This window comes from Pseudoalteromonas sp. JB197 (genome assembly GCF_002332205.1).
GTDB classification, from domain to species: domain Bacteria; phylum Pseudomonadota; class Gammaproteobacteria; order Enterobacterales; family Alteromonadaceae; genus Pseudoalteromonas; species Pseudoalteromonas nigrifaciens.
This window is the reverse complement of record NZ_NRGZ01000002.1, coordinates 576314-602551: the sequence shown is the minus strand read 5'-3', so window position 1 is coordinate 602551 and position 26238 is coordinate 576314. Positions and strand designations below refer to the sequence as shown.

The window sequence follows — 26238 nt, the reverse complement described above, 5'->3', positions numbered from 1 at the left end:
GGAAAATTATGCAAAAAAGCTTTAAAGCAGCATTACTTAGCGCTTTAATTTACCCAAGTGCTGGGCACTTTGCGTTAAAAAAGCATTTAATAGGCGCTATTTTTGCGGGAGTATTTTCGGTTTTATTACTGTTAACTTTACAAGAGGTGTATGCAATGGCGCAATGCATAGCTAATGACATAGTAAACACAAGGGGCGGTGCTAGCTTTGATGATATTTTGGCTGCAGTAAAGCATCCATCAGCGCACTGTGCAGCATTAGGGCAATACCAGTATATTTACTTAATGTTGGTTATTTGGTTTTTGAGCATAGTAGATGCTTACAGGTTAGGTAGAAAGGCGGTTAAATAAACAGCGGTATTGGCGCATAAATAAAGCGTGTTATATTAACTAAAATTTAGCTGAAAAGTTAAATTAATTAGTTATATTAACCAACGCTGAATTTCATTTTCGGCTACTACTGTTTAAATGTATTTTATAAACAATGGGTTATATTTTTAATTTAGTGTGGCACATCCCTTGAATATGTAATTGAGTCGAAACAATACACAAACAAGGAAATCCATTATGAAACATTCAATTAAAATCGCTATGGCAAGTTTATTAGTATTAGGTTCATTGCAAGCAAACGCAACTGAAGTTGACCTTGATGTAACTGATATGCTCACACAAACAATTACCAGCTATATATCGCAAACCACCATAGAGCTTGAAAAATCAATAAAAGACACGCTTACTTTTAATACCGAAACTATGCTTAATAGCTGGTTAAGTGAGCCATTAATTACCGATATTCAAGCTGAAATTAAAACCGAAAATACCGTTAAACCAGTGCAATAATATACGTCAATTATAAGGAATAACCCTATGAGCAGTGAATTTGGATTATTTGCTTTAATGCTGGCGCCGGTTGTAAGTATGATCAGCGCTTATTATTCGGTGCAATTACTTAAAAGTATGGGAGCGTGGTTTAATATTTAACATTGGTTTAATAAAAGCTGATCGACTTAGTTAAAGCGCACGTAAATGAAGGCAGAATGTTTTAAACAAGTAGACTTTATGAAACGTGCGATTTTTCCATTACCCTTATTTATCCTCCCTGACGGTTATACGCGTTTACGCATATTTGAACCTCGCTATTTAAATATGGTTAAAAGCGCATTAAAAGAAAACATTGGCTTTGTGCTTTGTAGTTTTGAGCACGACACGCCATTTAATATCAGCGCCCAAGGTTGCCTAATGAACATTATTGACTTTGATCAAGATGATAATGGCATGCTACTTATAGATGTATGTGCTACTCAAAGTGTGCAAATAAACGATGTGTTTCAAGACGAGCAAGAACTGCGCTACGGTTTAATGTCGAACTGTAATACGCCTTATTGGTACACAGAGGCAAACAATAATATTGGCGAGCATAAACGCCTACAAGATACGCTGCGTGAAGTGTTCACTAATAACCCAGAGCTTAGTTCGTTATATAAACAAACCTATTTTGACAAGCTTACTTGGGTTGCTGCTCGATGGCTTGAGCTGTTACCTATATCTATTGAGAAAAAACAGCAACTTGCGTTTGAAACTAACTTTGATAACTTACTAAGTTTCCTCCATACTGTGATTAATAACGAATTTGCCTAATTTAATTTGATCCTTATTTAATTATTGCCCGTATTTACATGTACTAAAACAATAACGGGATAAATTACTATGGTAAGTCAACAACAATCACTACGTTGTGAACCTAATACAGGTAAGTACACTGCCATGCCAGAAACGCCAAGTAAGGAATTGATGCAAGCATTAATTGATGTTGCACAAAGCCGCGATAAAAAAGCATTTGCTTATTTATTTGAATATTTTTCGCCAAAAATTAAACGTTTTGGTATCAAGCAATTTGGTATTGAAGCTCAAGCAATGGAGTTAGTGCAAGAAACACTAACATCGGTTTGGCGTAAAGCACATTTGTACAATAGTGACAAAGGGGCTGCGACTACTTGGGTTTACACGGTAATGCGAAATGCTTCGTTTGATATGCTGCGCAAAATGAAAAGCAATAAAGAAGAAAACATCAGCGAAGATATTTGGCCGTTATTGAACGAATCGCAAAATACGCATCACGAATACACAGATCATTTAGAAGATAAGCAAATTAAACGCTACCTTGAAAAGCTACCAGTAGCTCAGCGGGAAGTAGTAAGAGGTGTTTATTTTCAAGATATGTCGCAAGAGCAACTTGCACAACAACTTAATATTCCAGTAGGCACGGTAAAATCACGGTTACGTTTAGCCTTGCAAAAATTACGTAATGAAATGGGAGATCAGCATGATTAAACATCACCCGAGTGATACTTTACTGACACAATATTGCAGTGCATCACTTAGCGCATCGTTAAGTTTAGCTGTGTCTATACACGTAGATATGTGCCCAGTATGCCAAGAAAAAGTAACAAAGCTTGAAGCTGATAATGCAGCTGAAGTGTTTAACGATGCATTACCTTCAGAGGCTAAGGATGATACTAGTGGTTATTTTGAGCAAGAAAGCTCAAGCTTATTTGATTTAATAACCAGCGATACCAGTATTGATGAAGTATACGAAGTTGAACCAATTGCTGTTGAAATAAACCAGCAAAACTATCAACTGCCGCGTGCTTTAACACGTATTTCGCACAGCAAATTTACTCAAGTTGGCAAACTAGCCCGCTCGCGCGTTGCCCTAGATGATGGCCCATTACGTACCAGCTTATTGCACATTGCTGCGGGTGGAGAAATACCAGAGCATACTCATACCGGATTTGAGATTACTTTGTTACTAAACGGCGAGTTTAGCGACGAAGAAGGTAACTACGTACCGGGTGATTTTATTTGGCAAGATGGCAGCCATCTGCACACACCGGTAACAAAAGAAGGCTGTTTATGCTTTACAGTAGTCAGTAGTGCGCTACATTTTAATAAAGGGCTGAGTAAGTTACTTAACCCAATTGGTAATTTAATTTACTAATATAAACAGTTTATTAGGGATATTATGCAAGCTGATACAATTAAAATAGGCATTAGTGCATGCCTAGCAGGCGAAAAAGTGCGTTTTGACACAGGCCATAAACGCTCAAACTTTTGTATGGATGAGTTTGCAAAGCATGTTGAATATACGCGCTTTTGCCCAGAGGTTGCGGTAGGTTTACCTATTCCAAGGCCTACTATTCGCCAAGTACGAGTAGGCGATACTATTAAAGTGTGTCGCCCTGATGGTTCTGGCGACGTTGGCCCACAACTTACTGCTTACGGTATTAAAGTAGCAACCGAACAAGCGAAAGAGCTAAGCGGTTTTGTGTTTTGTGCTAAAAGCCCAAGCTGTGGCATGGAGCGCATTAAAATATACAATGAAGCGGGAACTGGTAATACATCAGAAGGCGTTGGCTTTTTTGCAGAGCAAATAATGAAGCACAATCCATTATTACCGTGCGAAGAAAATGGCCGTTTAAACGACATGCACTTGCGTGAAAACTTTGTAATGCGAGTGTATACGTTTAAAAATTGGCAAAAATTAATACAGCAGCCACTGAACGTTCATCGCTTAACCCAGTTTCATGCGCAATATAAATACTTGTTAATGGCGCATAATTACCAAGCTTACCGCGATCTAGGTCATTTGTTAGGCACGTTTTTAGGTGATGACGTAATCGAGCTTGCTGATAAGTACATTTTAGGTTTGATGAATGGACTTAAAAAGCCAGCCTCACGCAAAAATAATTGTAATACCTTAATGCATTTACAGGGCTACTTTAAAAAAGATTTATCGTCAGTCGAAAAACAAGAAATGCGAGAAGCAATTGATGAATACAGCGATGGTTTAGTGCCTCTTTACGTGCCACTTACTTTGCTAAAGCATCATTTAAAGGTGCACCCAAACGAGTATCTTGAAAAACAAGTATTTTTTAATCCTTATCCTAATGAATTAAAACTACGCTACGGTATTTAATGAACACATTATTTTGGTTTAGGCGCGATTTGCGCCTTTTTTCTAATGAGGCGCTAATTCAAGCGCTTAATAATGGCGCTAACCACGCTATTTTTTTTATCTGCGAAAAACAATGGCAGCAGCATCAAGCAGCGCCAATACAAATTGACTTACTTAAACGTCGCATTACTTACCTGCACCAGCAACTTGCTGATCACGGCATTACCTTACACATTATTGATGCGCCAGACTTTGCTGATTGCGAAACTCAACTCATTGATTTTTGTAAGGCTAATAATGTTAAGCATGTGATTGCCAATACCGAGTATGAACTAAACGAAGTAAACCGCGATAAAGCCATTTTAGCAAAGTGCGATGAGCTTTCTATTACGTTTACCTTGTACGAAGGCGATTTAATTGCCCCGGTAGGCAGCTTTAAAAACCAAAGCAACGAAATGTACAAAGTATTTACGCCATTTAAGCGCGCTTGGTTAAAACAGTACATTGAGGTGCATTTTTCTTTGCCGCAGTGGCCTGTAGAGCACGTTAGCGGCGGTGCGCAGTTAAGCAAAAACGAAACAAATTTACTCAAAGGCGATAGCAGCTCTGAAAAATGGCCCGTTGATGATAAAACATTGGCCACTGTGGTCGATAACTTTATTTGCGATAAACTAACAAGTTACGACGATCACCGTGATATTCCCAGTATTAAAGGCACCTCAGGCCTTAGCCCTTATTTAGCGCTAGGTATTATTAGTACTAAGCAATTATTAATAAATATACAGCAGCGCTACCCGGATATTTTAAGCACTTCAAAAAGCAAAACCTTTACTTGGGTTAATGAGCTTATTTGGCGTGAATTTTATCGGCATTTAATTGCGCAATTTCCAAAGCTTTCGCGTGGCGATAATTTTAACGAAAAGTATAACGCGGTAGTTTGGCGTAGCAGCGATGACGAATTTAAAGCATGGTGCGAAGGCCGCACAGGTTACCCGCTTGTTGACGCTGCGATGAGGCAACTCTTGCAAACCGGGTGGATGCATAACCGTTTACGCATGGTGGTTGCTAGCTTTTTAACTAAACACCTACTTATAGATTGGCGCAAAGGCGAGCGTTTTTTTATGCAACATCTTATAGATGGCGATTTGGCCTCTAATAATGGTGGTTGGCAGTGGGCGGCCAGTACCGGGTGTGATGCACAGCCTTACTTTAGAGTTTTTAATCCTATAAGACAAAGTGAACGCTTTGATCCAAACGGCGAATTTATTCGTAAATACATACCAGAGCTTGAAAACGTGCCAGATAAACACATTCACTTTCCACATAGCTATTTAGCCTCATTGGGGCAAAGTGATTCGTGTTATTGGCCAGCAATTGTTGATCATAAAGCGGCGCGAGAGCGTGCCCTAGCAGCATTTAAGGTATGATATGGATAACCAGTTACCAGTAGATAAGTTTGTAGATATATATCAAAAACTTAATAATAGTAACCTTGATTTATTAAGTGAAATTTACTGCGACGATATACAATTTACCGACCCAATGCACAACATTAATGGCATTGTTGAGCTGCGCAAATACTTTGCTAATTTGTATAGCAATGTTACGTATTGCCAGTTTGATATAACTGATTCCTTCAGTGTTGCCAATAACGCCTTTGTGTATTGGAGTATGCATTATGTGCATCCTAAATTAGCCTCAGGAAACACCATTACGGTGCAGGGGCACAGTAAGCTTACATTTAACGGTGACAAAATAATTGAGCACCGCGACTATTTTAACGTAGGCGAGCTACTGTATAAGCATATTCCTTTATTAGGCCGTATTATTAAGCTTATAGATAAAAGGGCGGGCTAATTATGATCACACTTATTACCGGTGCTACCTCAGGTATTGGCGAACAATTAGCAATAAAATATGCCGAGCAAGGCGATACTGTTATTGCTTGCGGTCGTAACAGCGAAAAGTTAGCTGAGCTTGCTAAGCATAACAACATTCAAACCTGCCAATTTGATGCCACAAATTTACAACAAATAAAGTCGGCTACCATTGGCTTTGCTCATTTTGATCGGGTCATACTCAATGCTGGTAACTGCGAATACGTTGACGATGCACGAAATTTTGACAGCGCCTTATTTGAGCGGGTCCTTAGCGTTAATTTACTGGCTATGGGGTATTGCTTAGAAGCTTTATTACCTAAAATAAATAGTGGTGGCCAGCTGGTGTTAGTCAGCTCAAGTGTAACCTATTTAGCACTACCGCGCTCAGAGGCGTATGGCGCTTCTAAAGCGGGTGTAAGCTACTTGGCTAAAAGCTTAGCAATTGATTTAAATGACGTTGATGTAACCTTAGTGCATCCTGGTTTTGTTAAAACCCCTCTAACTAATAAAAATGACTTTCCTATGCCTATGGCCGTTACAGCGCAAAAAGCGGCAGACTACATGATAAAAGGCATACACAAGCGTAGTAAAGAAGTGCATTTTCCGTATCGTTTTACACTAATATTAAAAGCACTGCGCATATTACCATTGCCGCTGTGGCTCAAAATTGCAAAAGGACTAGCGCGTTGAAAAAAATAGCTATAATTGGCACTGGCGTTTCAGGTTTAACCTGTGGGCATTTATTGCATAAGCACTATGATGTAACGCTATTTGAAAAAAACAATTACATTGGTGGCCACACGGCTACGGTTGATGTGAAAGTTGATGGTATTGAACACGCTATTGATACTGGTTTTATTGTATTTAATAACAGAACCTACCCTTATTTTGAAAAGCTATTAGCGCGTATTGGCGTTGATAAGCAAGAAACAGAAATGAGTTTTAGTGTACATAACGATGCAACAGGTTTTGAATACAACGGCCATACCTTTACGAGTTTATTTGCACAGCGTCGTAATATTTTTAGACCAAAATTTTGGCGTTTACTGTACGACATAGTTAGGTTTAATAAATTATGTAAAACAATACACGAGCAAGGCAGCTATAAAGCCGATCACTCATTAGGTGAGCTACTAAGTGAGCATAATTTTAACGACTTTTTTAAATATCATTATATTTTACCTATGGGCGCTGCTATTTGGTCTACCAGCATTAAAGAAATGCAAAATGTAGGCGTTGAATTTTTTGTTAAATTCTTTTTTAATCATGGCTTATTAGATGTAGTAAACAGGCCGCAATGGTATGTAATACCCGGTGGTTCTCGTCAATATATTAACCCGCTAATTAGAGGCTTTGCCGACAAAATTAAACTCAATACAGATATTAAATCAGTAACTAGAGCTGCCGATAAAGTAACCATAGAGTTTGCTAATGGTGAGCAAAGCGAGTTTGATAAAGTGATATTTGCTTGTCATTCAAATCAGGCGTTAGCGTTATTGGGCGATGCCAGCGAGCAAGAAAAGTCAGTGTTGGGCGCTATTCCTTATACCGAAAATTCAGTGGTGCTTCATACCGATACTAATTTATTACCCGACAGAAAAGCAGCCTGGGCTAGTTGGAATTATTTACTCAATAATAATACCGATAAAGCGGCTGTTGTTACGTATCAAATGAATATACTTCAAGGGTTACAGTCAGATACGCAGTTTTGTGTAACATTGAACCATCTACAAGGAATAGAAAAGAGTAAGATATTACGTGAATTTACTTACCATCACCCAGTATTTAACCAAGAATCGATAGCCGCGCAGCAACAAAAGCATAGCATTGACGGGAAAAATAATAGCTATTTTTGTGGTGCGTATTGGTATAACGGTTTTCACGAAGATGGGGTGCATAGTGGCGTAGACGTTGCCAAACAGTTTGGGGTTGAATTTGACTAGCGCTGTATATTTAGGCGATGTAAAACATCGCCGTTTTGCGGTTAAAAGCCATAGCTTTAGTTACCCATTGTACATGATATGGGTTGATTTAAATAACCCACAGCAATTAAACGGTGTGCATAGCCAATTGGGCAGTTCAGGTTTTAAAGCTCTTAAATTTAACCAAGCAGACTATCTAAATAAAGACCCTCAATTAAATACCTTTTCGTTAGTAGAGCGCGCGCGCAAACACCTTGCAAAGCTAGGTGTTAAACAAACCTTTAGCCATGTTTATATGCTGGGGCAATTACGCTGTTTAGGTATTTACTTTAGCCCAGTAAATTTTTATTTTTTTGGCGATAACGATACAAAATTTAGTTACATGATCGCAGAGGTTAGCAACACACCTTGGAATGAACGCCACTATTATTTAGTTCCGTTAGAAAAAAAAGTGAACTTTAAGAAAACCTTTTCCGTATCACCTTTTATGGACTTGGACATGAACTACCACTGGCATATTCGACAAACGCAGGATAAAGCATTAATACAGATTAAAAATATACGCGACGAGCAGGTATTATTCGACGCTACACTAAGGTTAAAACGCCACGAATTAACTGAGCAACAAGTAAGTAGGTTGCTTAAACGTTTTCCGGCGATGACTTGGTCAATTTTTAAGGGTATTTATTATCAAGCATTAAAGTTGTTTATTAAAAGAGTGCCTTTTTTAGGCCACTCAGGTAAGCCATAAAGCAAGTTGTTATGTTGTTTAAGAGTAATAATATAGGTGATTTTATGGAAAAAGCGACGCATTTACGTTGTCAAAATAATCGAAGCTGGCTTACTAATTTATATAAAAAAATAGTATTTAAAGCCTTTTCATCGATTCAAACAGGGCAAATAACGTTAGTTGATAATAACGAACGCAGTACTTTTGGCGATTTATCGTCAGCTGCAAAAGTAACGATTACTGTTAATAAAAAAGCAATGTACAAAGCATTTTGTTTGTCGGGTAGTGTGGGCGCAGGCGAGTCTTATATTTTAGGACAATGGTCTTGCGATAACTTAACTCAGCTGATCGAAATATTTGCGATTAATCAAAATCAATTAGATGCTTTTGAAAAAAAATTTTCTTTTTTCAGTAATATTGTCAATCGCTTAAATCACTTAAAAAACAAAAACTCAGAATCGGGTTCGAAAAAAAATATTATTGCTCATTATGATTTAGGGAATGATTTATACGAATCGTTTTTAAGCAAAGAAATGCTCTATTCGTGTGCAGTCTATCCCGAAAAAGAAGCAACCTTAGAGCAAGCTCAACAATATAAGTTACAACGAATTTGTGAACAAGTTGAACTACAAAAAGGCGACTCGGTAATAGAGATAGGCACCGGATGGGGGGCATTCGCAATTTATGCAGCTACTCATTACGACTGCTATGTTACTACCACGACTATATCTGATGAGCAGCACGACTATGTTGAACAAAAAGTGAAGCAACTTGGGCTTGAACATAAAATAACTTTGCTTAAATTAGACTACCGTTCACTTAAAGGGCAATACGATAAACTGGTTTCAATTGAGATGATTGAAGCGGTAGGGCACGATTACCTACCAAGCTTTTTTACTCAATGTAGTGCGTTATTAAAAGATGATGGCGCTATGCTTATTCAGGCGATTACTATTGGCGATCAGCGTTATAAACATTATTTAAAAAATTCAGATTTTATTCAGCAATATATTTTTCCTGGTGGTTGTTTGCCATCGTTAAATGAAATGAGTGAACAAATTAAAAATAATACCGATATGGTTATTCATACCGTAAACGATATTGGTGCCCATTATGCACGTACACTTGCCGATTGGCGTACGCGCTTTATACAAAGCTGGCCAGACTTAGACAGCTCTAAATTTGATGAGCGCTTTTATCGTTTGTGGTTATTTTACTTTGCTTACTGCGAAGGTGCATTTAGAGCACGTGCAACTAGTACCGTGCATTTAATGGCGCGTAAACCACGTTTTATCAGTACTGATGATGAAATTGCACTCGGTTATTAATTTTGTGTTATTTCAAGCAGTGTGGTTTTTATCCTTACTGCTTGAATCAAGCTCTGTTGTGTTTAGTAGCGCTATTATTGCGTTGATGTTTTATTTATCAAAACAAAAGAAGCACGACGCATTACTGGTTTTAGTGGCTTTGCCCTTGGCTTTATTGAGCGAGTTTATTGCCGTTAAAAGTGGCTTATTAGAGTTTAAAGTATCCCCATTTCCTGTTTGGCTTGCCTTATTGTGGTTTGCATTACTGCTTAGCATAAACACCTCAATGCGCTTTTTAATCTCACTAAAACTTTGGCAAGTATTTATTATTTGCCTTGTGTTTTCCCCTGCAAGTTACTGGGCCGGCGCGCGCTTTGAAGTGCTAAATTTAGGCCTGCCACTATTGGAGTTTTGGCTGGTATACGGTGCTCTTTGGGCTGCTGTATTTACTTTAATTATTTTAGCTAATTTAAAACTTAAATTACTTATTACTCGCTGATCCTCGCCCTTGCAGCTCCCGTATAATTATTCACTTACCTGAAGGGATTTACCATGAACGCTATATTTAAAGTACTGTGTATTTGTTTACTCACAACGAGTTGTGTTGCTGTGGCACAAATTAGCTTAACGAAGGTAGGGGATGCGCGGATGGAGTATTTATTTTGGGATGTATACGACGCTACATTATTTACTACAACGGGAGAGTATAAGTTAGGCGATAATCCGATTAAATTTAAGCTGACTTATTTGCGTGACTTTGCTGCTAAAGACATAGTAAAAGTGACCAACGAGCAGTGGCAACATTTAGGTAAAAAACAGCTAACAACGCAATATAGCGATAAATTATTAGCGATGTGGCCAAATATAAAAAAAGGCGAGTCGTTAACGCTCGTAACAGACAAGCAAGGGCTTAGTGTTTTTTATCATAATGATAAACACATTGGTGAAATTAATGAGCCTGGCTTTGCCGCTGACTTTTTGGCGATTTGGCTGAGCGAAAATACCTCTGAGCCCGCACTTCGAAAGCAATTATTAGGAAATTAATATGACGATTTTAAATTATGCAAAAGTAACCTTTGCCGCTATATGTGCGCTGTTATTGGTAAGTTGCTCTGCCCCCAATGTCGAACATTACAATAACACCTCCCCAGAATTTGACTTTAAAACGTTTTTTAGCGGAAATTTAAAAGCCTATGGCGTTGTACAAGACTATAAAGGTGAATTAACCCGCAAGCTCGTGGTTGACATGCATGCAAGCTGGGAGGGCAACCAAGGCGTTATAGAAGAAGATTTTATTTATGATGATGGTGAAACTCAAAAACGTATTTGGAAAGTAACACTCAATGATGACAAGAGTTTAACCGGCACTGCAGATGATGTTTTAGGCACAGCTAAAGGGAAAAGTGATGGCAGTGTATTTCATTGGAATTACGATGTTGAACTGCCGTACGATGGCAGCACTTTAACGGTAAACTTTGATGATTGGATGTACTTGGTAACACAAACTCGCTTGATAAACCGTACGTCTATTGTTAAGTTTGGTATCGAAGTTGGGGAAGTTACCTTGGTTATCGAAAAAATATAGCTTATGACTTTGTGGTTTAACTTGCGTTAAAATTGCACTTAAATTAAGTCTTTGTTAACTCAACACGCTGTATTTTACCGATAATTATTTTAATTTTACGCATTTTATAAGATTTTAAGCAAAAAATGCAATTTGCTGTTGCTAACTCTTCAAAAATGCATAAAGATAGGTTTTGCGAAGGCAAAATAATAACGAATAGGAATCAAATAATGAATAAAGCTCAATTAGTTGAAAAAATTGCTACTGATGCAGAAATCTCTAAAGCCGCTGCTACACGCGCTCTTGACGCGTTTACTGGCGCTGTAACTTCTTCTTTAAAAGAAGGTGATTCAGTAGCGTTAGTTGGTTTTGGTACTTTTTCGGTTAAAGAACGTGCAGCACGTACTGGCCGTAACCCTCAAACGGGTGCTGAGATCCAAATCGCAGCGGCAACTATCCCAAGCTTTAAAGCAGGTAAAGGTCTTAAAGATCAAGTAAACCTTTAATTGTAGGTTTATCTAATTAAATGAAAAGAGGGCCTTTTAGCCCTTTTTTTTATGCCTAAAATATTTGCCAACCTTGTTAACATTATAGTTACATTTAATAATTGTAATAAAGTTAATCCACCTTTATTAAGGTGGATTAACTTTTTAGTTATTTATTTGGCTTTTAGGGCTTTATCGCCACGGCCAATGCCAACTGCCCCAGAGCGCACTACCTCAATAATGTCGGTTTCGTGGCGTAGCGTATCTAAAAATGATTCAATTTTATCTGTGCTACTCACTAACTGTAGGCTATAACTTAGCCGGCCCATATCTAAAATAGTCCCTTGGAATACATCTGCTACGCGGGTAACCGCTGCGCGTGTTGTTTCGTCTTGGGCAAATACTTTAACCAATAATAGTTCACGCTCAATATGACTCATTTCGGTTAAATCAATAATTTTTAGTACATCAACAAGCTTGTTTACCTGTTTGGTAATTTGCTCTACTACACGGTCATCACCCATAGTGGTAATAGTAATGCGCGATAAAGACTGATCATCCGTTGTGCCAACTGTTAGGCTGTCGATGTTATAAGCACGCTGCGAAAATAATCCTACAATACGCGACAGTGCTCCTGGTTCGTTTTCTAATAATATAGATAAAATACGACGCATTATGCTTTTACTCCTTTACGTAGCCACATCTCATCAATGCCACCAAACTTAATTTGCATTGGGTATACATGTTCTTTTTCGTCTACAAGAATGTCTAAAAATACTAAACGATCGTTAATCGACATGGCTTTGTCGATAGCCGGTTGTAACTCATCTAGGGTGTTTACTTTAATACCTACATGGCCGTAGCTTTCTACTAATTTAACAAAATCAGGCAAAGACTCCATGTAAGATGATGAATGACGCCCGCCATACACCATATCTTGCCATTGGCGTACCATGCCTAAAGAGCGGTTATTTAATGACACGACTTTTACCGCTAAGTTATATTGTAAACACGTAGCTAGCTCTTGAATATTCATTTGAATAGAGCCGTCGCCAGTAATACATACCGATTCTTTATCCGGAAAAGCAAGTTTTACACCCATGGCTGCAGGTAAGCCAAAGCCCATAGTGCCAAGGCCGCCTGAGTTGATCCACTGACGCGGATGTTTAAACGGGTAATACTGGGCTGCAAACATTTGATGTTGGCCAACATCGGAGCTTACATAAGCGTCGCCATTGGTGGCTTTATAAACCGCTTCAATTACGGCTTGCGGTTTAATTGCATCGCCATCGGTGTTATAGTTTAAGCACTTTTGTTCGCGCCAGCTGATAATTTGACGCCACCAATCTTCTTGGGCGCTGCGATCAATTTGAATAGGGCTCTTATCAATACCAGCTTGTAGCTGCTCTAGTACGGTTGCAAGACAGCCAACTACCGGAATGTGAGCTTTAATTGTTTTAGAAATAGACGTTGGATCAACATCTACATGCACTATAGTGGCGTTGGGACAAAATTTTTGCACATTATTGGTGACCCGATCATCAAAACGCGCCCCTAATGCTAATATTACATCGGCATTAGCCATGGCTTTATTGGCTTCAAGGGTGCCATGCATACCTAGCATGCCTACAAAGTTTGGATGCACGCCTGAAATGCCACCTAGCCCCATAAGGGTATTGGTAATTGGCGCATTTAGTGACTCTACCAAGTGAGTTAATTGCTCAGAAGTGTTTGAAATTACAATTCCGCCGCCAGAGTACACTACCAGTTTTTTTGCTTCTAGTATGGCGGTAACGGCTTTGCGTATTTGTTTTGAGTGGCCTTTAGTGTTTGGGTTGTAAGTTCTTAAATCGGTAGATTTAGGAAATTCATAATCAAACTTTATCTCAGGGTTTAGCATGTCTTTTGGCAGCTCTACTACCACTGGGCCTGGGCGGGCTGTGCTGGCAATATAAAAAGCTTTAGCTAAAATAGTTGGGATATCTTTTGCGCTTCTGCAGTTAAAGCTGTGCTTTACTATAGGGCGCGAGCAACCAACGATATCGGTTTCTTGAAAAGCATCATCACCAATCAAGTTGGTAGGTACTTGCCCTGAAAGCACGACCATTGGAATGGAGTCCATATAGGCTGTAGCAATGCCGGTAATACAGTTTGTAGCACCTGGGCCTGAAGTTGCCAATACTACACCTACATCGCCAGTAGCACGCGCATAACCATCGGCCATATGTGTGGCGGCTTGCTCATGACGAACTAAAATATGTTCAATGTCGTCTTGCTGGAAAAGCGCATCGTATAAATCTAATACTGACCCCCCGGGGTAGCCAAATATGTATTTAACCTTTAATTCTTTTAATGCCTGAACAACTAGTTCAGAACCATTATATTGTTGTTTGCTCATCCTCATTCCTCTGCCGTTATTTTTATGCATAAAAAAACCCCCGCATGGGGCGGGGGTTTTTAAAAAGCAGTATCACCTTTCAATACATCCCCGCTGGGCTTATAACTAAGACCAGTACGAGTACGACTAATAGGCGAATTGTAGTATTCATAATTAATTACTCTATTACAAAGCGTTAATACTGCTTTAAACTAAAATTGTGTATGTGGTTATTTTTAAGGGTTTTGAGGGAGTATGTCAACCGCGAAATGGCTTTTTTGCATTGTTTTTTCTCATCATGCTATTTTTGTGCTGGAGTTAGTTGTTTTTTGAAGTTTGAAAGTGGATAAAAGGAGGTTTTATGCAGTTTTATAAGTTGGAATATTAAAAAGCCAGCAATTGCTGGCTTTTTATATCAGTACGCTTACAAGTACTTATGTATGTACTTTATACTTTATATTACAAACGGTCGATAACAGCTTGAGTAAAGTCTGTTGTACCGTGGCTGCCGCCTAAATCGCGAGTAGTACGATCGCCTGACTTAATCACATCAGCAACTGCACTTCTAATGCGCTCTGCGGTGTCGCCCATGTTTAAATGCTCAAGCATTTGAATAGACGCTAAAATTACAGAAGTAGGGTTAGCTAGGTTTTTACCTGCAATATCAGGCGCACTGCCGTGTACTGCTTCAAAAATTGCAGTATCTTCGCCAATGTTAGCACCTGGTGCCATGCCTAAGCCGCCAACTAAACCAGCACATAGGTCTGATAAAATATCACCAAATAAGTTTGTGGTTACTATTACGTCAAACTCTTCTGGCGTCATTACTAGTTTCATACAGGTTGCATCAACAATCATTTCGGTTGATTCAATTTCTGGGAAACGTTCTGCAACTTCACGCGCTACTTTTAAAAATAGGCCTGATGTAGATTTTAAAATATTTGCTTTATGTACCGCTGTTACTTTTTTACGGCCTTCACGTACTGCTAGCTCGTAAGCAAACGTTACGATTTTTTCTGCGCCTTCGCGAGTAATAACAGATTTTGCTTCTGCTTCGTTACCATCTTCACTTACAATTTGACCAGCGCCAGAGTACATACCTTGGGTGTTTTCACGAATAGTAATGATATCAATATCATCATAACGTGCTTTTGTGCCTACAAACGATTTAACAGGACGTACGTTTGCGTACAAACCAAATTGCTTACGTAGTGTTACGTTTATAGAAGTAAAGCCTTCACCAACTGGCGTTGTTAAAGGACCTTTTAAGGTGATTTTGTTTTTAGCGATAGTATCGATTGTGTCTTGCGGAAGTAACTCACCTGTTTTTTCAAGTGCAGCTAGGCCAGCATCAACAAATTCATAATCAAAATCGCATCCTGCGGCTTTTAGTATTTCAAGTGCTGAGTCGATAATGCTAGGGCCGATGCCGTCGCCTTTGATCACTGTTATGGTTTGTTTGGCCATTAACTTATCCTTTAAAGAGTTTGATTTGCACATAAATTGTGGCTCCGAGGGAGCAACTGCTTGTTAGAAAATTTATGTGAACGAGCTTGAGAATTCAAGGGCGCATTTATACCAATTATTAAGTCATTTTGCCAGTTTATACTATTAATACTGGGTATAACCGCTGTTTATAGTTAAAATAAGTAGCTTAAATACTATCAAACAAAGCTAATGTTTGAAGTTTGTCATAAAAATCGGCTTGATTGTCCCAGCCCTGGGCTATTAATTGCTGCTTAAGTGTTTGCTGTTGCCAAGGTGTTAATGCTGTTTTTGGCTTAAACACGCTTTGTGCTACTACTTTAAATGCTACCCATAGCTTACTTTGCTCAGTTAGCTCGTTTTTAGCTACTTGTTCGGCGTCTAATAATGCAAAGGTCCATGGGTTATCGCTTAAAAGCGCTGATAACTGCTGGTTTAAATGCTTACTATCCATGTTTTCTATACCAAAAAATGCACATATAGGTGTATCAGATGATTTATTGGGGGCGTGCGCTATAGGCGTTTTTCTTGAGAGTTGCGTACTACAATGTATTAATAAGTAATGCGCGTAAGCATATAAAGGTAAACAAATATGCTCAAATTGATATTGCTTATTGTTATAGACCAATAGCGTCATTATATCGACCATACACTTGAGTCGATTAACTAAAAAAGCATGTAAAGGGTGAGGAATAGTAAAAACTAGTTGCTCAAATACCACGCGCTGTATAATAGCTGGGGCGTGATTGTAGCCAACCATAGACAAACTATGCTTTAAATCTTTAGCGGCTTGATGCTCTTTGTTATATGGTTTAACTGCTTGGCATAAGCTTTTAATAACATTAGGGTGTGGGGCTAATAAAGTATTTATATTGTTAAAGCTATACTCTTGTTGCAGTTTAATAAGCCCAATTAGATCATATAATGTGCTTTGGGTACTGGGAGTTGCGGCTTTTATATTTACATATTCAGTATCCCAGACTTTATAAAGTATACGTTTATCAGCGCATAGCCATTGTACTGCGTTATCGTTAAGCGTTGCTTTTACCCTATACCAAACTATTTTGTTCTTTAAGTTTTTAATAAGTATGTGGCGCTGCTGGGCGTCGGTTGCTAAATAAATCATTGCTTGTTCGGCATATAAAACTCGGCTCCCGGGGAGCAAAGGGCCAATATGCGCAATTAATGATTTTAAGAGTCGCTGAGCAAATAAATTTGGGGTTCGCAAATATAAGTCTGCTATCGCTTTATAAAAATTTATTTGCTGATTTGCTGCATTACACGTGAGGTTAACTGCCAAAATATTAGCTAACGCCACAATTATTGTGCCGCCATCGTATAACATTATTTTAGGGGTGCTTACTAAGGCGTGTTTATATTTACTCAGTTTAGCTAATACTTGAGTAATACTATGAGCAGGTTGCTTTGCGGTTAGTAATACGCGCGCTGCAAGTTTGTGGCGTAATTGCCATATTTGGCTTTCGGTACTGGTAAACGCTATTTGTTTGGACAGTTTATTAAGTTGAGCGCCTACGCACAAGTGCTCAATTAATGACGCACTAATATACAGCTCACTTAGTTCGTCATCGTAATTTTGGCTTACGCACAGTGCGGTTGTTAAAATACATTGGTTAATTACAAGGTTGGTAGCAAAGTCGTACTGAGTTTTATAAAGCATAAGTTGCGCTTGTAGAGCACTCGGATTTTGCTTATAAAGGGTTCGGTATTGCTCTGCAAGTTTGCACACTAGCGGATAAAAGGTAGGCCATTGTTTTTTATTATTGTATGAAGCTAAAAATAGCTGCGTATGCTCAAGCAACCTTTTTAGCTTTATTGATACAGGCTCATCCATTATGCCGTTTCCCTAACCTGGTTTTAGATATTGATCGTAAGCACTGGGACCCCATAAAATGAGCTGCCCGTTTTTAAATAATAAGCCGGTACATTCATCTATAGTAGTAATGCCGTCAGATGTTTTATGCTGGGTACGATAAAAAACAATTTGCCATACTTGGTCCTCATCACGCTTAGCAAAGGTAAGATCTGGGCTACCTAAATATTCGAGTACACTATTGAGGGTTGCAGTGTCTTCTATTTTTAGCTTTTCGATATAGCGTTTATTATAGGCTTCTCTGTCTTGCCAAATCATAGCTTGTGGATCATCTTTATAAAAAACGATCACTAACGTGGCTATTAGCGCATACAGCCCTAAACCTAAAATTAAATATCTAAAAAACTTTTTGAACATTACTTACTCTACTAACCATCACTACTAATAGTATACGTATTGTCGTACGGCAGTGCTATTAACTTGCGACTAATTAAGCCTTAACTGCTTTAAACTAAAGCCTAAGTTTATATCGGTGCGTAAACTAACCAGTTGCTTTGAAATAACATACATATCCATATTCTCAGTTAGCTTTTTACGTAAGCTGGCATTAAGAGCATCGTCATTGAGTGCATCCTTGACAGAGCTATAGTTATTAACTAGTAGCTGCGCCGATTTAGTGCCTATGCCTTTTACGCCCGGAATATCATTGGTTTTATCGCCAGCAAATGCCCAAAACTCTACTAGTTTTTTTTGCTCAACGCCAAAGCGTTGCTTAATACTATCTTGATCTAAATAATGTTTTTTAAAATAATCATACACAGCTATATGCTCATTTAAAAAAGGTAAAAAGCCTTTATCAGTTGAGACAATCACACTGCTGATGTTGTTATGTGATGCCTTATTTGCAAGGGTTGCAATAATATCATCAGCTTCATCGTTTATTGGTTCAAACACTACAATACCGGTTTCTTCAATGGCGGCTTTAAATTGTACTAATGCATCTTTAAGTATTTGTGGCATAGGAGCACGGGAGTGTTTGTAATCTTTATAAAAATGATAGCGCCAACTTTTATCGCCATCAAATACGGCAATGGCATGGGTTGCTTTAGTGCTGCTTAAAAGTTTTGAGCAGGCATGCGCTACACGTGCGCAGCTTGCTTTAAGCATTTGCTCATCACTGTGATGTTTTTGATTCGCGTCTACCGCGTAAATGCGCCTAATTAAATTAAGCGCATCAATAAGTAATAAATGGGGTTTCAATACAGAACTCACGCCTTGATTGTGTAGCAGGGGACATATTTACTGCCGGGCAGTTTCATTCTTCCCTCGTCAACATAAGCTTGTAATAACTTATCCATTGCTTTCATTAAACTAGGCTCGCCACTTAGAATATAAGGCCCATGTTGTTTAATTGCTTTTACGCCTTCTTCTTTAACATTACCGGCAACAATGCCCGAAAATGCGCGGCGTAAATTTGCAGCTAATAACTGTTTTGGTTGTTCTAGGTGCAAGTCTAGGTTCGCCATTTGTTCATGCGATGGTATAAATGGCTGTTGAAAGTCATTTTCTATTTTTAATGTCCAGTTAAAATAGTATGCATCGCCTTGGCTTTTACGATAGTCGCGAACATTAGCCATGGTCGACTTTAATTTTTGCGCTACTAATTGTGGGTTATCTATAATAACTTCAAATTTGCTGAGTGCTTCTACACCCAGTGTCATTTCAATAAAGTGGCACAGCTCTTTAAAGTAGGCTTCACTTTGTTTGGGTCCTGTTAAAATAACCGGTAGGCATTGTTTGTCATTTTCTGGGTGTAATAATATCCCTAATAAATAAAGAAACTCTTCAGCAGTACCAGCGCCACCAGGAAAAATAATGATAGCGTGAGCTGTGCGTATAAAGGCTTCTAAACGTTTTTCTATGTCGGGTAAAATGACTAATTCATTTACAATTGGGTTAGGCGGCTCTGCTGCAATAATGCTGGGCTCGGTTAATCCTAAATAACGATTGTTTTTAATGCGCTGCTTAGCGTGGCCAATAGTAGCGCCTTTCATTGGGCCTTTCATAGCGCCAGGGCCACAGCCGGTACAAATGTTTAAGCCGCGCAGGCCCAGCTCATAGCCTACTTGTTTGGTATATTTATACTCAACTTCACTAATAGAATGCCCACCCCAACATACAATCATGCTTGGTTCGCTGTTTACTTTTAGTGCATCGGCATTTCTGAGCATATCAAAAACCATGTGGGTAATGGCTTTTTGTTCTTTAAGATCTTTTTCGTATTTTTGACATATAAATAAAATATCGCGGATCACAGAAAATATATGTTCGTGAATACCGGTAATAATTTCACCATCAACAAATGCGGTATCAGGTGCGTTAATTAGTTCTATTTTTATGCCACGCTCACGGCTAACTAAACGAATATCAAAGTCTTGGTATTTATCGTAGATATCGCTACTTTCATCTGTATGGCTGCCTACGTTGAGGACGGCAAGCGCGCAGTTTCTAAATAATCGATAGCGTTCACTAGCGGAAGATTGCTCTAATAAATCAACTTCTAATTGCGACAGTAAATCTAAAACCCCAGTTGGGTTTAACTGTATTAACATCGGCATTCTCCTTGCTGCTTAATACCAATTGAATACAAGCGTTGATTGTTCTAGCAGGTTAAACTCATTTTGGGCACTTGAACTTATATAAGTAATATATAAGGCGCCGTACTTTTTTAGAGTGGTTGCTATAATTAACGACTCATTTAATACAATTGGTATAAAATGTAAAAAACTAGCTAGTTATAAAACTCAAAACAATTGAGCTATATAACATTATTTACGTATACACAGACGATCCCGACCTGCGTTTTTGGCTTCGTATAAAGCATCGTCTGCTCTATCAAATGCCTTTAATAATGTGTCACCTTGTTTAAACTGAGTTGCGCCAAGTGACACTGTAATTTCTATTTGCTTATCTTTAAACTTAAACGGGATCTTTTTTATATTATTTTTAAGCTTTTCGAGTTGGGGAATAGCATGCTCCAAAGAAGTACCTGGCATTAATAGTACAAATTCTTCGCCGCCATAACGCGCTATAAAGTCAGTTTTTTCTATCGACTTTTGCAAGGCTTTAGCAATAACTTGTAGCGTAATATCTCCAGCAGTATGACCAAACCTGTCGTTTATTGACTTAAAATAATCTACGTCAATCACCACCAGAGTAACATCGGATGCTTGCACATTAAATAAGTGCATTTCGTGATTATAGCGCTCATCGAAGGCGGCTCTATTTGGCAGTTTAGTTAGGCTATCGAGCAGGCTTTTAAAACGTTGATCGTTAAGGCGCTTTTTATATTTAGTGAGTTTATTTTCTAAGCTGCCAATACGATTATTTATTTCATCAAAGCTGGTTATAAGTATTTTTCGATCTTTGCGTTCAAGTTCTTCTTTGGCAATAAAATCTTCACCGAGGGACTTTAATTCATGATCAACTAATTTTCTTAACGATGAAATTGAGGTGGTACTCTTAGTTTGCTCATTAAGATTATTAATTTTAGTTTTTATACGTTTATTTAATGCGTCAAACTCAATTCCCATAGATTCGGAATGTTTACTGGTCGAAAAAATCGAATGGTGTAACTCTTCTAAGGTTTTATTTAAAGACACTAAAAAGCTTTGCGCTGATTGGCGCTCGTTATTAATGTTTTTTACAATAATACTAATAATTTCAATTGCGGCAGCGAGTATGTCATCTACAGTATTACTTTGTAAAATAGTGGTTCTTATCGATTGAATTTGCTCACCTGCTTTATCTTCAAGTACCAGCTGGTGGGCAAGTTCTAATAATTTTTTAGTTACGGCTGAAATATCATCGCTTTGCTGATTTGGCACTAGCGTACGTTTAGTGTGTAACGCTTGGTTATAAATAGTAATTAATTGATTTAATAGCGGTATAAAACCATGGGTTGACTGAACGTTATTAAGCTCATTATCTAACAAGTTACGCAGTGTTCTGCGTGTGTCGTCAGGTAAGCCATTAGTTTTTTGTAATTGCTTGCCAGCATTTTTTACACTTGTGTATAAGTCGCGTTGATGAGCGAGTTGAATGGCTTCTTGGCTTTTTAAAAGTACTAAAATATCATTAATTAACGGCGATAAGTGCTCAAAGCTAACCCCTTTATTAAGTGCGCTTCTAAATTTAGCTAGGCGATTATCTAATTCAATATCAAGACCCTTACAGCTTAAAGACAATTTAGCTGCTAAATTTGACAGAGTGTCTACTTGGGTTTTCCTTGCGCTCTCAATTACTATTCGTTGTTCAATAGCTTGTTTGAGTTTTTTGTCCATAGAATTAGATTTAACAGGCACCTAAACATACCGCCATTGTGTTAATTAGTATAAGTTAAGTTTACAACAAATTTATATTAAGTGTAGTTATCTCATTAAAAACTTTGTGTTTTTAATGAGTTATTGCCAATAAACGTATCTAAAAGTCTATTTATCGCTTTTAATTCACTTTTAAATAGCGCCTTGTTAGTCTTCTTTACACACTAAGTTATCTTTATGAGCCATTATGAAAAAGCTATTAGCGCTGTCTATTTTAGCCGCATGTTCTGCCCCTACGTTTGCTGATGTAAATTATTCATTAAACATTTCTCAGCCACAGCACCACTTAGGTAATGTTACGGTAGAGTTTCCCAAAACGGCACAAGCGCATTTAGACATTAAATTACCTGCATGGCGCACTGGGCGTTACGAAATATTAAATTTAGCCAATGGGGTGCGTTACTTTGATGCAAAAGACAGTACGGGTAACCCCCTAAAGTGGGAAAAAATTGATCACAGCACCTGGCGTGTACATTTAAATAAGCCAACTAAAGTTAACTTAGCATATCAAGTATACGCAAATGAGCTTGGCAAACGTGCGCGCCATATTGATGACAGCCATGCATTTATTGATGCATCAGGCTTTTTTATGTTTAGTGACTCATTTCGCCAAGAACCCGTTACGGTTAATTTAGAGGTGCCTAAACAGTGGCGCTCTGTTTCTGGAATGAAAAATAACAAAGGTAAAAATACATTTAAGGCGGCAGATTATGACGTACTTGTAGATTCACCAATCGAGACAGGTATTAACCAATTACACACCTTTAAAGTTGATGGCCGTGAATACGATTTAGTTATATGGGGTGACGGTAATTATGATGTAGAGCTCATGCTAACGGATCTAAAAAAATTAGTGGCTACTGGCAATGTTATTTGGGATGACTACCCGTATGAACGTTATGTATTTATGGTGCATGCAACCTCGGGAGCGGGTGGTGCTACTGAGCATTTAAATTCGACTATTATTCAGCGTCCGCGAGACCGATTCGCTAAACGCGAAGATTACTTAGCCTTTATAAGCACTGCGGCGCATGAATTTATTCATACTTGGAACGTTAAAGCCTACCGCCCAGCGGGCCTAACACCTTACGATTACACCAATATGAATTACTCTAAATTACTTTGGATAGCAGAGGGCTCAACCAGCTATTTTGAAGATCATTTATTAGTGCGTTCAGGCATTCAAAGCACTGATGAGTTTTTTAACCTACTGAGTAAAACAATTAATCGTCATTTACAAACACCTGGTCGCGAAGTACAAAGCGCCAGCGAAACAAGCTTTGATAAGTGGATAAACCAAGGCGGGGATCACGCGCGTAATTACTCTACTAACATTTATTCAGAAGGCTCATTGTTATCACTTGCTTTAGATATTGATTTACTAGAAAAAAGCCAAGGTAAAATAAGTTATCGCGATGTACATAAGGCACTTTATAAGCAACATAAATTACCTGCAGGTTTTACTTCTTTAGATGTACTCAATATTTTAAAAGACCTAACCGGGCGTGATTACAACACTTGGTGGCAAACTAATGTCGACTCGCCAGTTTCACTAAATTTTGACGAGTTACTCAATAAAGTAGGTTTAACATTTGAGCGTCCAGAAAAAGCGAAAGCCTTAGCTAGTATAGATGCTGTGGCAAAAAATACCGGCCAACTCCTTACGCTTTCGCATGTTAAACGCGGTGGCAGTGCATGGCAGGCAGGCTTAACAACAGATGATAAAATTGTTGCTATTAATAAGCATCACGTTGGTAAGGATTTAACCAGCAGCCTAGAAATGTATAAAGTAGGGGATAAAATTACAATTGATTATATTCGCCGCGATGCACTTGCTAGCACCAGTTTAGTTTTATCAGAAGATTTTGATAAACCTAAAAAGGTGATTGCTAATAAGCAAGCATCGAGTGAACAAAAGGCGTTGTTTAAAGCATGGATAGGTGTTGAGCATCCTAATAACGCTAAAAAAGATTAACATTAATGAGTTAAAAACTAATAACTAAAAGGAGCAACGGCTCCTTTTTATTTTTACACTCTTATATTGCCGCATTACCTAAAAGCATTTATTCGCTCCTTTAAGTGTTAATTTAATTATTTCGTTCTATTATAAATATTAAGTATTATTTATTAATTGATCAGAATGAAATCTAAAAATAATATACATACTTTAGCTCACCAATATGTTGTTAATGACCCATTACATCAATTATTTGATGCTGTGAATGCTATTTCTGTACAGGGGTATGATGAACAACGCCGTGTTATTTATTGGAATAAAGGCAGCGAAGTGCTTTATGGTTATACGAATGTTGAAGCAACAGGTAAAAAGCTTGAAGATTTAATTATACCAAGTGATTTACGAGAGGCCGTGGTTGCTGGCCACGGAAATTGGATTAATAATGGCATAGAAATTCCTGCAGCAGAGCTAACTCTTCGTGATAAAAATAATAATGATGTTTCGGTGTTTTCAAGCCATGTAATGTTTATAAATCAATATGGCATTAAACAAATGTATTGATATTGACTTAACCGATGTTAAACAGGCGCAAGAACAGGCTATGTTCAGAGAGAAAATGTTGGAAACAATATTTGAGGCTATTCCTGATCTATTTTTTGTAATGCAAGAAGATGGCAAAATCCCTGATTATCAAGCCAGTAGCAGTAATCTTTATGCTTTACCTCAGCAATTTATTGGTAGCAGTATGTTTGATTTATTACCAGACGATGTTAGCAGTAAGTTTAGAAAGAATATTTCCCAAGCCTTAAGCCAAAAACAGATGGCGAGCTTTTAATATGAACTAACCATGCCATTGGGAGTTGTGTACTTTGAGGCAAGAATTAACCATGTTTCTCAATATCAGCAAGTTATGGTTATTATTCGAGATATTACCGAGCAGCACAAGGCAGAAGAGCTGATCCGTAAACAAGCTTATTATGATAATTTAACCTCATTACCTAACCGCTTTTTAGCACTTGACCGACTATCGCATATGCTTTTTGAAGCACAAAGAAACAAGGGGCATGTGGCTGTACTTTTTATTGATTTAGATAACTTTAAAAAAGTAAATGACTCGTTTGGCCATGAACTAGGCGATAAGCTACTGGTTAAATCAGCTGCAAGATTACAGCAAGTCATTCGCAAAGAAGACACCATAGGGCGTTTAGGAGGAGATGAATTTATTGTACTATTGCGGGGTATTAATAGTTATAATAACGCAATAGATATTGCAGAAAAGCTACTGAAAAGTTTTACCTCGCCATTTAAAATTGAAGGGAGAGAACTTGTACTCACCATGAGTATTGGGGTTGCTATGTACCCGAAAATGGCGATACAGCGTCTGATCTTTTACGCAATGAAGATACGGCAATGTATCAAGCAAAAGCCTTGGGACGTAACAGTTACTCGTTTTTTACTCCACAAATGAATGTAGTAATTCAGCGCCGCCTTGCGATAGAGGAGCAGATGCAAGGTGCGTTACAGCGTAATGAATTTGAACTATATTACCAACCGCAGTTAGATGTTAAAAATAAACATGTTACCGGCGCGGAAGCTTTGCTACGTTGGTATAACCCAGTGCTGGGGAATATACCGCCCGATGAATTTATTCCAATAGCCGAGCATAATGGGTTGATTATCCCCATTGGGAAGTTTGTTATTAAGCAAGCCTTACAGCTTTTAAAAAAATGGCAAAATAAGCAGCTAAATAAAGGGCAACACCATAAATATACTATGGCTGTTAATTTATCCCCAAGTCAATTTAGAGACACAGCGCTACTTAGTTTTATAAAAGACACTCTAAGCGAGCTAGATGTAAAGGCTAAATATTTAGAGTTAGAAATTACCGAAGGGGTGTTAATGAATGCTAAATTGAATATAAGTGACACCTTGCAAGAAATAACTAAATTGGGCATAAAGCTATCAATGGATGACTTTGGTAGTGGGTATTCATCATTAAGCTATTTAAGGCAGTACCCTTTTAATGTTTTAAAAATAGATCGCATGTTTATTAATGGCATTACATCCAAAAAAGAAGACTGTAATTTAGTCAAAGCAACTATAGCCATGTCGCATAGCTTAGGGTTAACCGTGGTTGCAGAGGGAGTGGAAACGAAAGAGCAGCTTGTTTTACTTGGTGAGTTAAATTGTGATTTTGTTCAAGGTTACTATTTTAGCAAGCCATTACCTGAGGAGTTGTTATTGGATTTTTCACCAAGGTTTTTATAAATAATCACATATTATATAAAGTAGTTATAAGTAAATACAAAATATAGCTGCCACAGTTTGCTATTAACGCTATATATGAGGGTTTATAGGGCACAT

The 26238-nt window shown here is 38.1% G+C and carries 25 protein-coding genes and 1 pseudogene; 18 read left to right on the top strand and 8 right to left on the bottom strand.

All coding sequences use genetic code 11. The annotated features are described in order from the left end of the window. The first annotated feature begins 8 nt into the window (after positions 1–8). From CIK86_RS17830 to CIK86_RS17755, 16 genes are all read left to right on the top strand, one after another. On the top strand, positions 9–350 hold the full coding sequence (locus CIK86_RS17830) for a hypothetical protein (RefSeq protein WP_086997476.1): 342 nt from the start codon (positions 9–11) through the stop codon (positions 348–350). Positions 351–566: 216 nt separating this feature from the next. Then, the gene (locus tag CIK86_RS17825) at positions 567–839 is read left to right on the top strand and encodes a hypothetical protein (RefSeq protein WP_086997473.1); all 273 of its coding nucleotides are present in this window, start codon (positions 567–569) and stop codon (positions 837–839) included. A gap of 219 nt (positions 840–1058) precedes the next feature. Beyond that, a complete protein-coding gene (locus tag CIK86_RS17820) occupies positions 1059–1637 on the top strand; it encodes an LON peptidase substrate-binding domain-containing protein (protein ID WP_011330074.1) in 579 nt (192 codons plus the stop codon). Positions 1638–1706: 69 nt separating this feature from the next. Next, on the top strand, positions 1707–2330 hold the full coding sequence (locus CIK86_RS17815; RefSeq protein WP_011330075.1) for a sigma-70 family RNA polymerase sigma factor: 624 nt from the start codon (positions 1707–1709) through the stop codon (positions 2328–2330). After that, positions 2323–2997, top strand: coding sequence for a ChrR family anti-sigma-E factor (locus tag CIK86_RS17810; RefSeq protein ID WP_086997471.1), 675 nt, complete (start codon positions 2323–2325; stop codon positions 2995–2997). The genes CIK86_RS17815 and CIK86_RS17810 overlap by 8 nt, the downstream gene beginning before the upstream one ends. A gap of 24 nt (positions 2998–3021) precedes the next feature. Further along, positions 3022–3975: a DUF523 and DUF1722 domain-containing protein gene (locus CIK86_RS17805; protein ID WP_086997468.1), complete on the top strand. Its 954-nt coding sequence runs from the start codon at positions 3022–3024 to the stop codon at positions 3973–3975. After that, the gene (gene phrB, locus CIK86_RS17800; protein ID WP_086997465.1) at positions 3975–5381 is read left to right on the top strand and encodes a deoxyribodipyrimidine photo-lyase; all 1407 of its coding nucleotides are present in this window, start codon (positions 3975–3977) and stop codon (positions 5379–5381) included. The genes CIK86_RS17805 and phrB overlap by 1 nt, the downstream gene beginning before the upstream one ends. A gap of 1 nt (position 5382) precedes the next feature. Continuing rightward, positions 5383–5811, top strand: coding sequence for a nuclear transport factor 2 family protein (locus tag CIK86_RS17795; protein WP_086997462.1), 429 nt, complete (start codon positions 5383–5385; stop codon positions 5809–5811). A 2-nt stretch (positions 5812–5813) separates the two neighbouring features. Then, positions 5814–6524 carry an SDR family NAD(P)-dependent oxidoreductase gene (locus CIK86_RS17790; RefSeq protein ID WP_086997459.1) on the top strand — a complete coding sequence of 237 codons (711 nt, stop codon included), beginning with the start codon at positions 5814–5816 and terminating at the stop codon, positions 6522–6524. Further along, positions 6521–7777: an FAD-dependent oxidoreductase gene (locus CIK86_RS17785; RefSeq protein WP_086997456.1), complete on the top strand. Its 1257-nt coding sequence runs from the start codon at positions 6521–6523 to the stop codon at positions 7775–7777. Before CIK86_RS17790 ends, CIK86_RS17785 begins: the two co-directional genes overlap by 4 nt. Continuing rightward, complete coding sequence (locus CIK86_RS17780; RefSeq protein WP_086997452.1) at positions 7770–8507, top strand: DUF1365 domain-containing protein; 738 nt, start codon at positions 7770–7772, stop codon at positions 8505–8507. The genes CIK86_RS17785 and CIK86_RS17780 overlap by 8 nt, the downstream gene beginning before the upstream one ends. Before the next feature lie 44 nt (positions 8508–8551). Then, positions 8552–9814 (top strand): cyclopropane-fatty-acyl-phospholipid synthase family protein, encoded by a 1263-nt coding sequence (locus tag CIK86_RS17775; RefSeq protein ID WP_086997509.1) that lies wholly within the window; start codon positions 8552–8554, stop codon positions 9812–9814. Beyond that, positions 9792–10292: a DUF2878 domain-containing protein gene (locus tag CIK86_RS17770; protein ID WP_011330084.1), complete on the top strand. Its 501-nt coding sequence runs from the start codon at positions 9792–9794 to the stop codon at positions 10290–10292. Before CIK86_RS17775 ends, CIK86_RS17770 begins: the two co-directional genes overlap by 23 nt. Positions 10293–10345: 53 nt before the next feature. Further along, positions 10346–10837 (top strand): chalcone isomerase family protein, encoded by a 492-nt coding sequence (locus tag CIK86_RS17765; RefSeq protein WP_254910750.1) that lies wholly within the window; start codon positions 10346–10348, stop codon positions 10835–10837. Position 10838: 1 nt separating this feature from the next. Then, positions 10839–11378 (top strand): DUF3833 domain-containing protein, encoded by a 540-nt coding sequence (locus tag CIK86_RS17760; RefSeq protein ID WP_011330086.1) that lies wholly within the window; start codon positions 10839–10841, stop codon positions 11376–11378. Positions 11379–11587: 209 nt separating this feature from the next. Further along, a complete protein-coding gene (locus tag CIK86_RS17755) occupies positions 11588–11863 on the top strand; it encodes an HU family DNA-binding protein (RefSeq protein WP_008166804.1) in 276 nt (91 codons plus the stop codon). A gap of 152 nt (positions 11864–12015) precedes the next feature. On the opposite strand, the gene ilvN is transcribed toward CIK86_RS17755, so the two are convergent. From ilvN to CIK86_RS17715, 8 genes are all read right to left on the bottom strand, one after another. Further along, entirely contained in the window at positions 12016–12516 is a 501-nt protein-coding gene (ilvN, locus tag CIK86_RS17750; RefSeq protein ID WP_011330087.1) for an acetolactate synthase small subunit, read from the bottom strand. Continuing rightward, positions 12516–14240 carry an acetolactate synthase 3 large subunit gene (locus CIK86_RS17745; RefSeq protein ID WP_086997449.1) on the bottom strand — a complete coding sequence of 575 codons (1725 nt, stop codon included), beginning with the start codon at positions 14238–14240 and terminating at the stop codon, positions 12516–12518. Before CIK86_RS17745 ends, ilvN begins: the two co-directional genes overlap by 1 nt. A 438-nt stretch (positions 14241–14678) precedes the next feature. Continuing rightward, complete coding sequence (locus CIK86_RS17740; protein WP_011330089.1) at positions 14679–15686, bottom strand: isocitrate dehydrogenase; 1008 nt, start codon at positions 15684–15686, stop codon at positions 14679–14681. 187 nt (positions 15687–15873) lie between these two features. Then, the gene (locus tag CIK86_RS17735; RefSeq protein ID WP_086997446.1) at positions 15874–17556 is read right to left on the bottom strand and encodes a hypothetical protein; all 1683 of its coding nucleotides are present in this window, start codon (positions 17554–17556) and stop codon (positions 15874–15876) included. A 12-nt stretch (positions 17557–17568) separates the two neighbouring features. After that, a complete protein-coding gene (locus CIK86_RS17730) occupies positions 17569–17952 on the bottom strand; it encodes a DUF3192 domain-containing protein (protein ID WP_011330091.1) in 384 nt (127 codons plus the stop codon). 69 nt (positions 17953–18021) lie between these two features. Next, complete coding sequence (xni, locus tag CIK86_RS17725) at positions 18022–18795, bottom strand: flap endonuclease Xni (protein ID WP_086997443.1); 774 nt, start codon at positions 18793–18795, stop codon at positions 18022–18024. An 8-nt stretch (positions 18796–18803) separates the two neighbouring features. Then, positions 18804–20147 carry a nucleotide 5'-monophosphate nucleosidase PpnN gene (ppnN, locus tag CIK86_RS17720; protein WP_011330093.1) on the bottom strand — a complete coding sequence of 448 codons (1344 nt, stop codon included), beginning with the start codon at positions 20145–20147 and terminating at the stop codon, positions 18804–18806. A gap of 216 nt (positions 20148–20363) precedes the next feature. Further along, positions 20364–21878, bottom strand: coding sequence for a GGDEF domain-containing protein (locus CIK86_RS17715; RefSeq protein WP_086997440.1), 1515 nt, complete (start codon positions 21876–21878; stop codon positions 20364–20366). 226 nt (positions 21879–22104) lie between these two features. On the opposite strand from CIK86_RS17715, the gene CIK86_RS17710 reads away from it, so the two are divergent. Together CIK86_RS17710 and CIK86_RS17705 are read left to right on the top strand one after the other, a co-directional pair. Then, complete coding sequence (locus CIK86_RS17710; RefSeq protein WP_086997437.1) at positions 22105–23892, top strand: PDZ domain-containing protein; 1788 nt, start codon at positions 22105–22107, stop codon at positions 23890–23892. Positions 23893–24057: 165 nt separating this feature from the next. After that, a pseudogene (locus CIK86_RS17705) lies at positions 24058–26142 on the top strand (EAL domain-containing protein). The last annotated feature ends 96 nt before the right edge of the window (positions 26143–26238 follow it).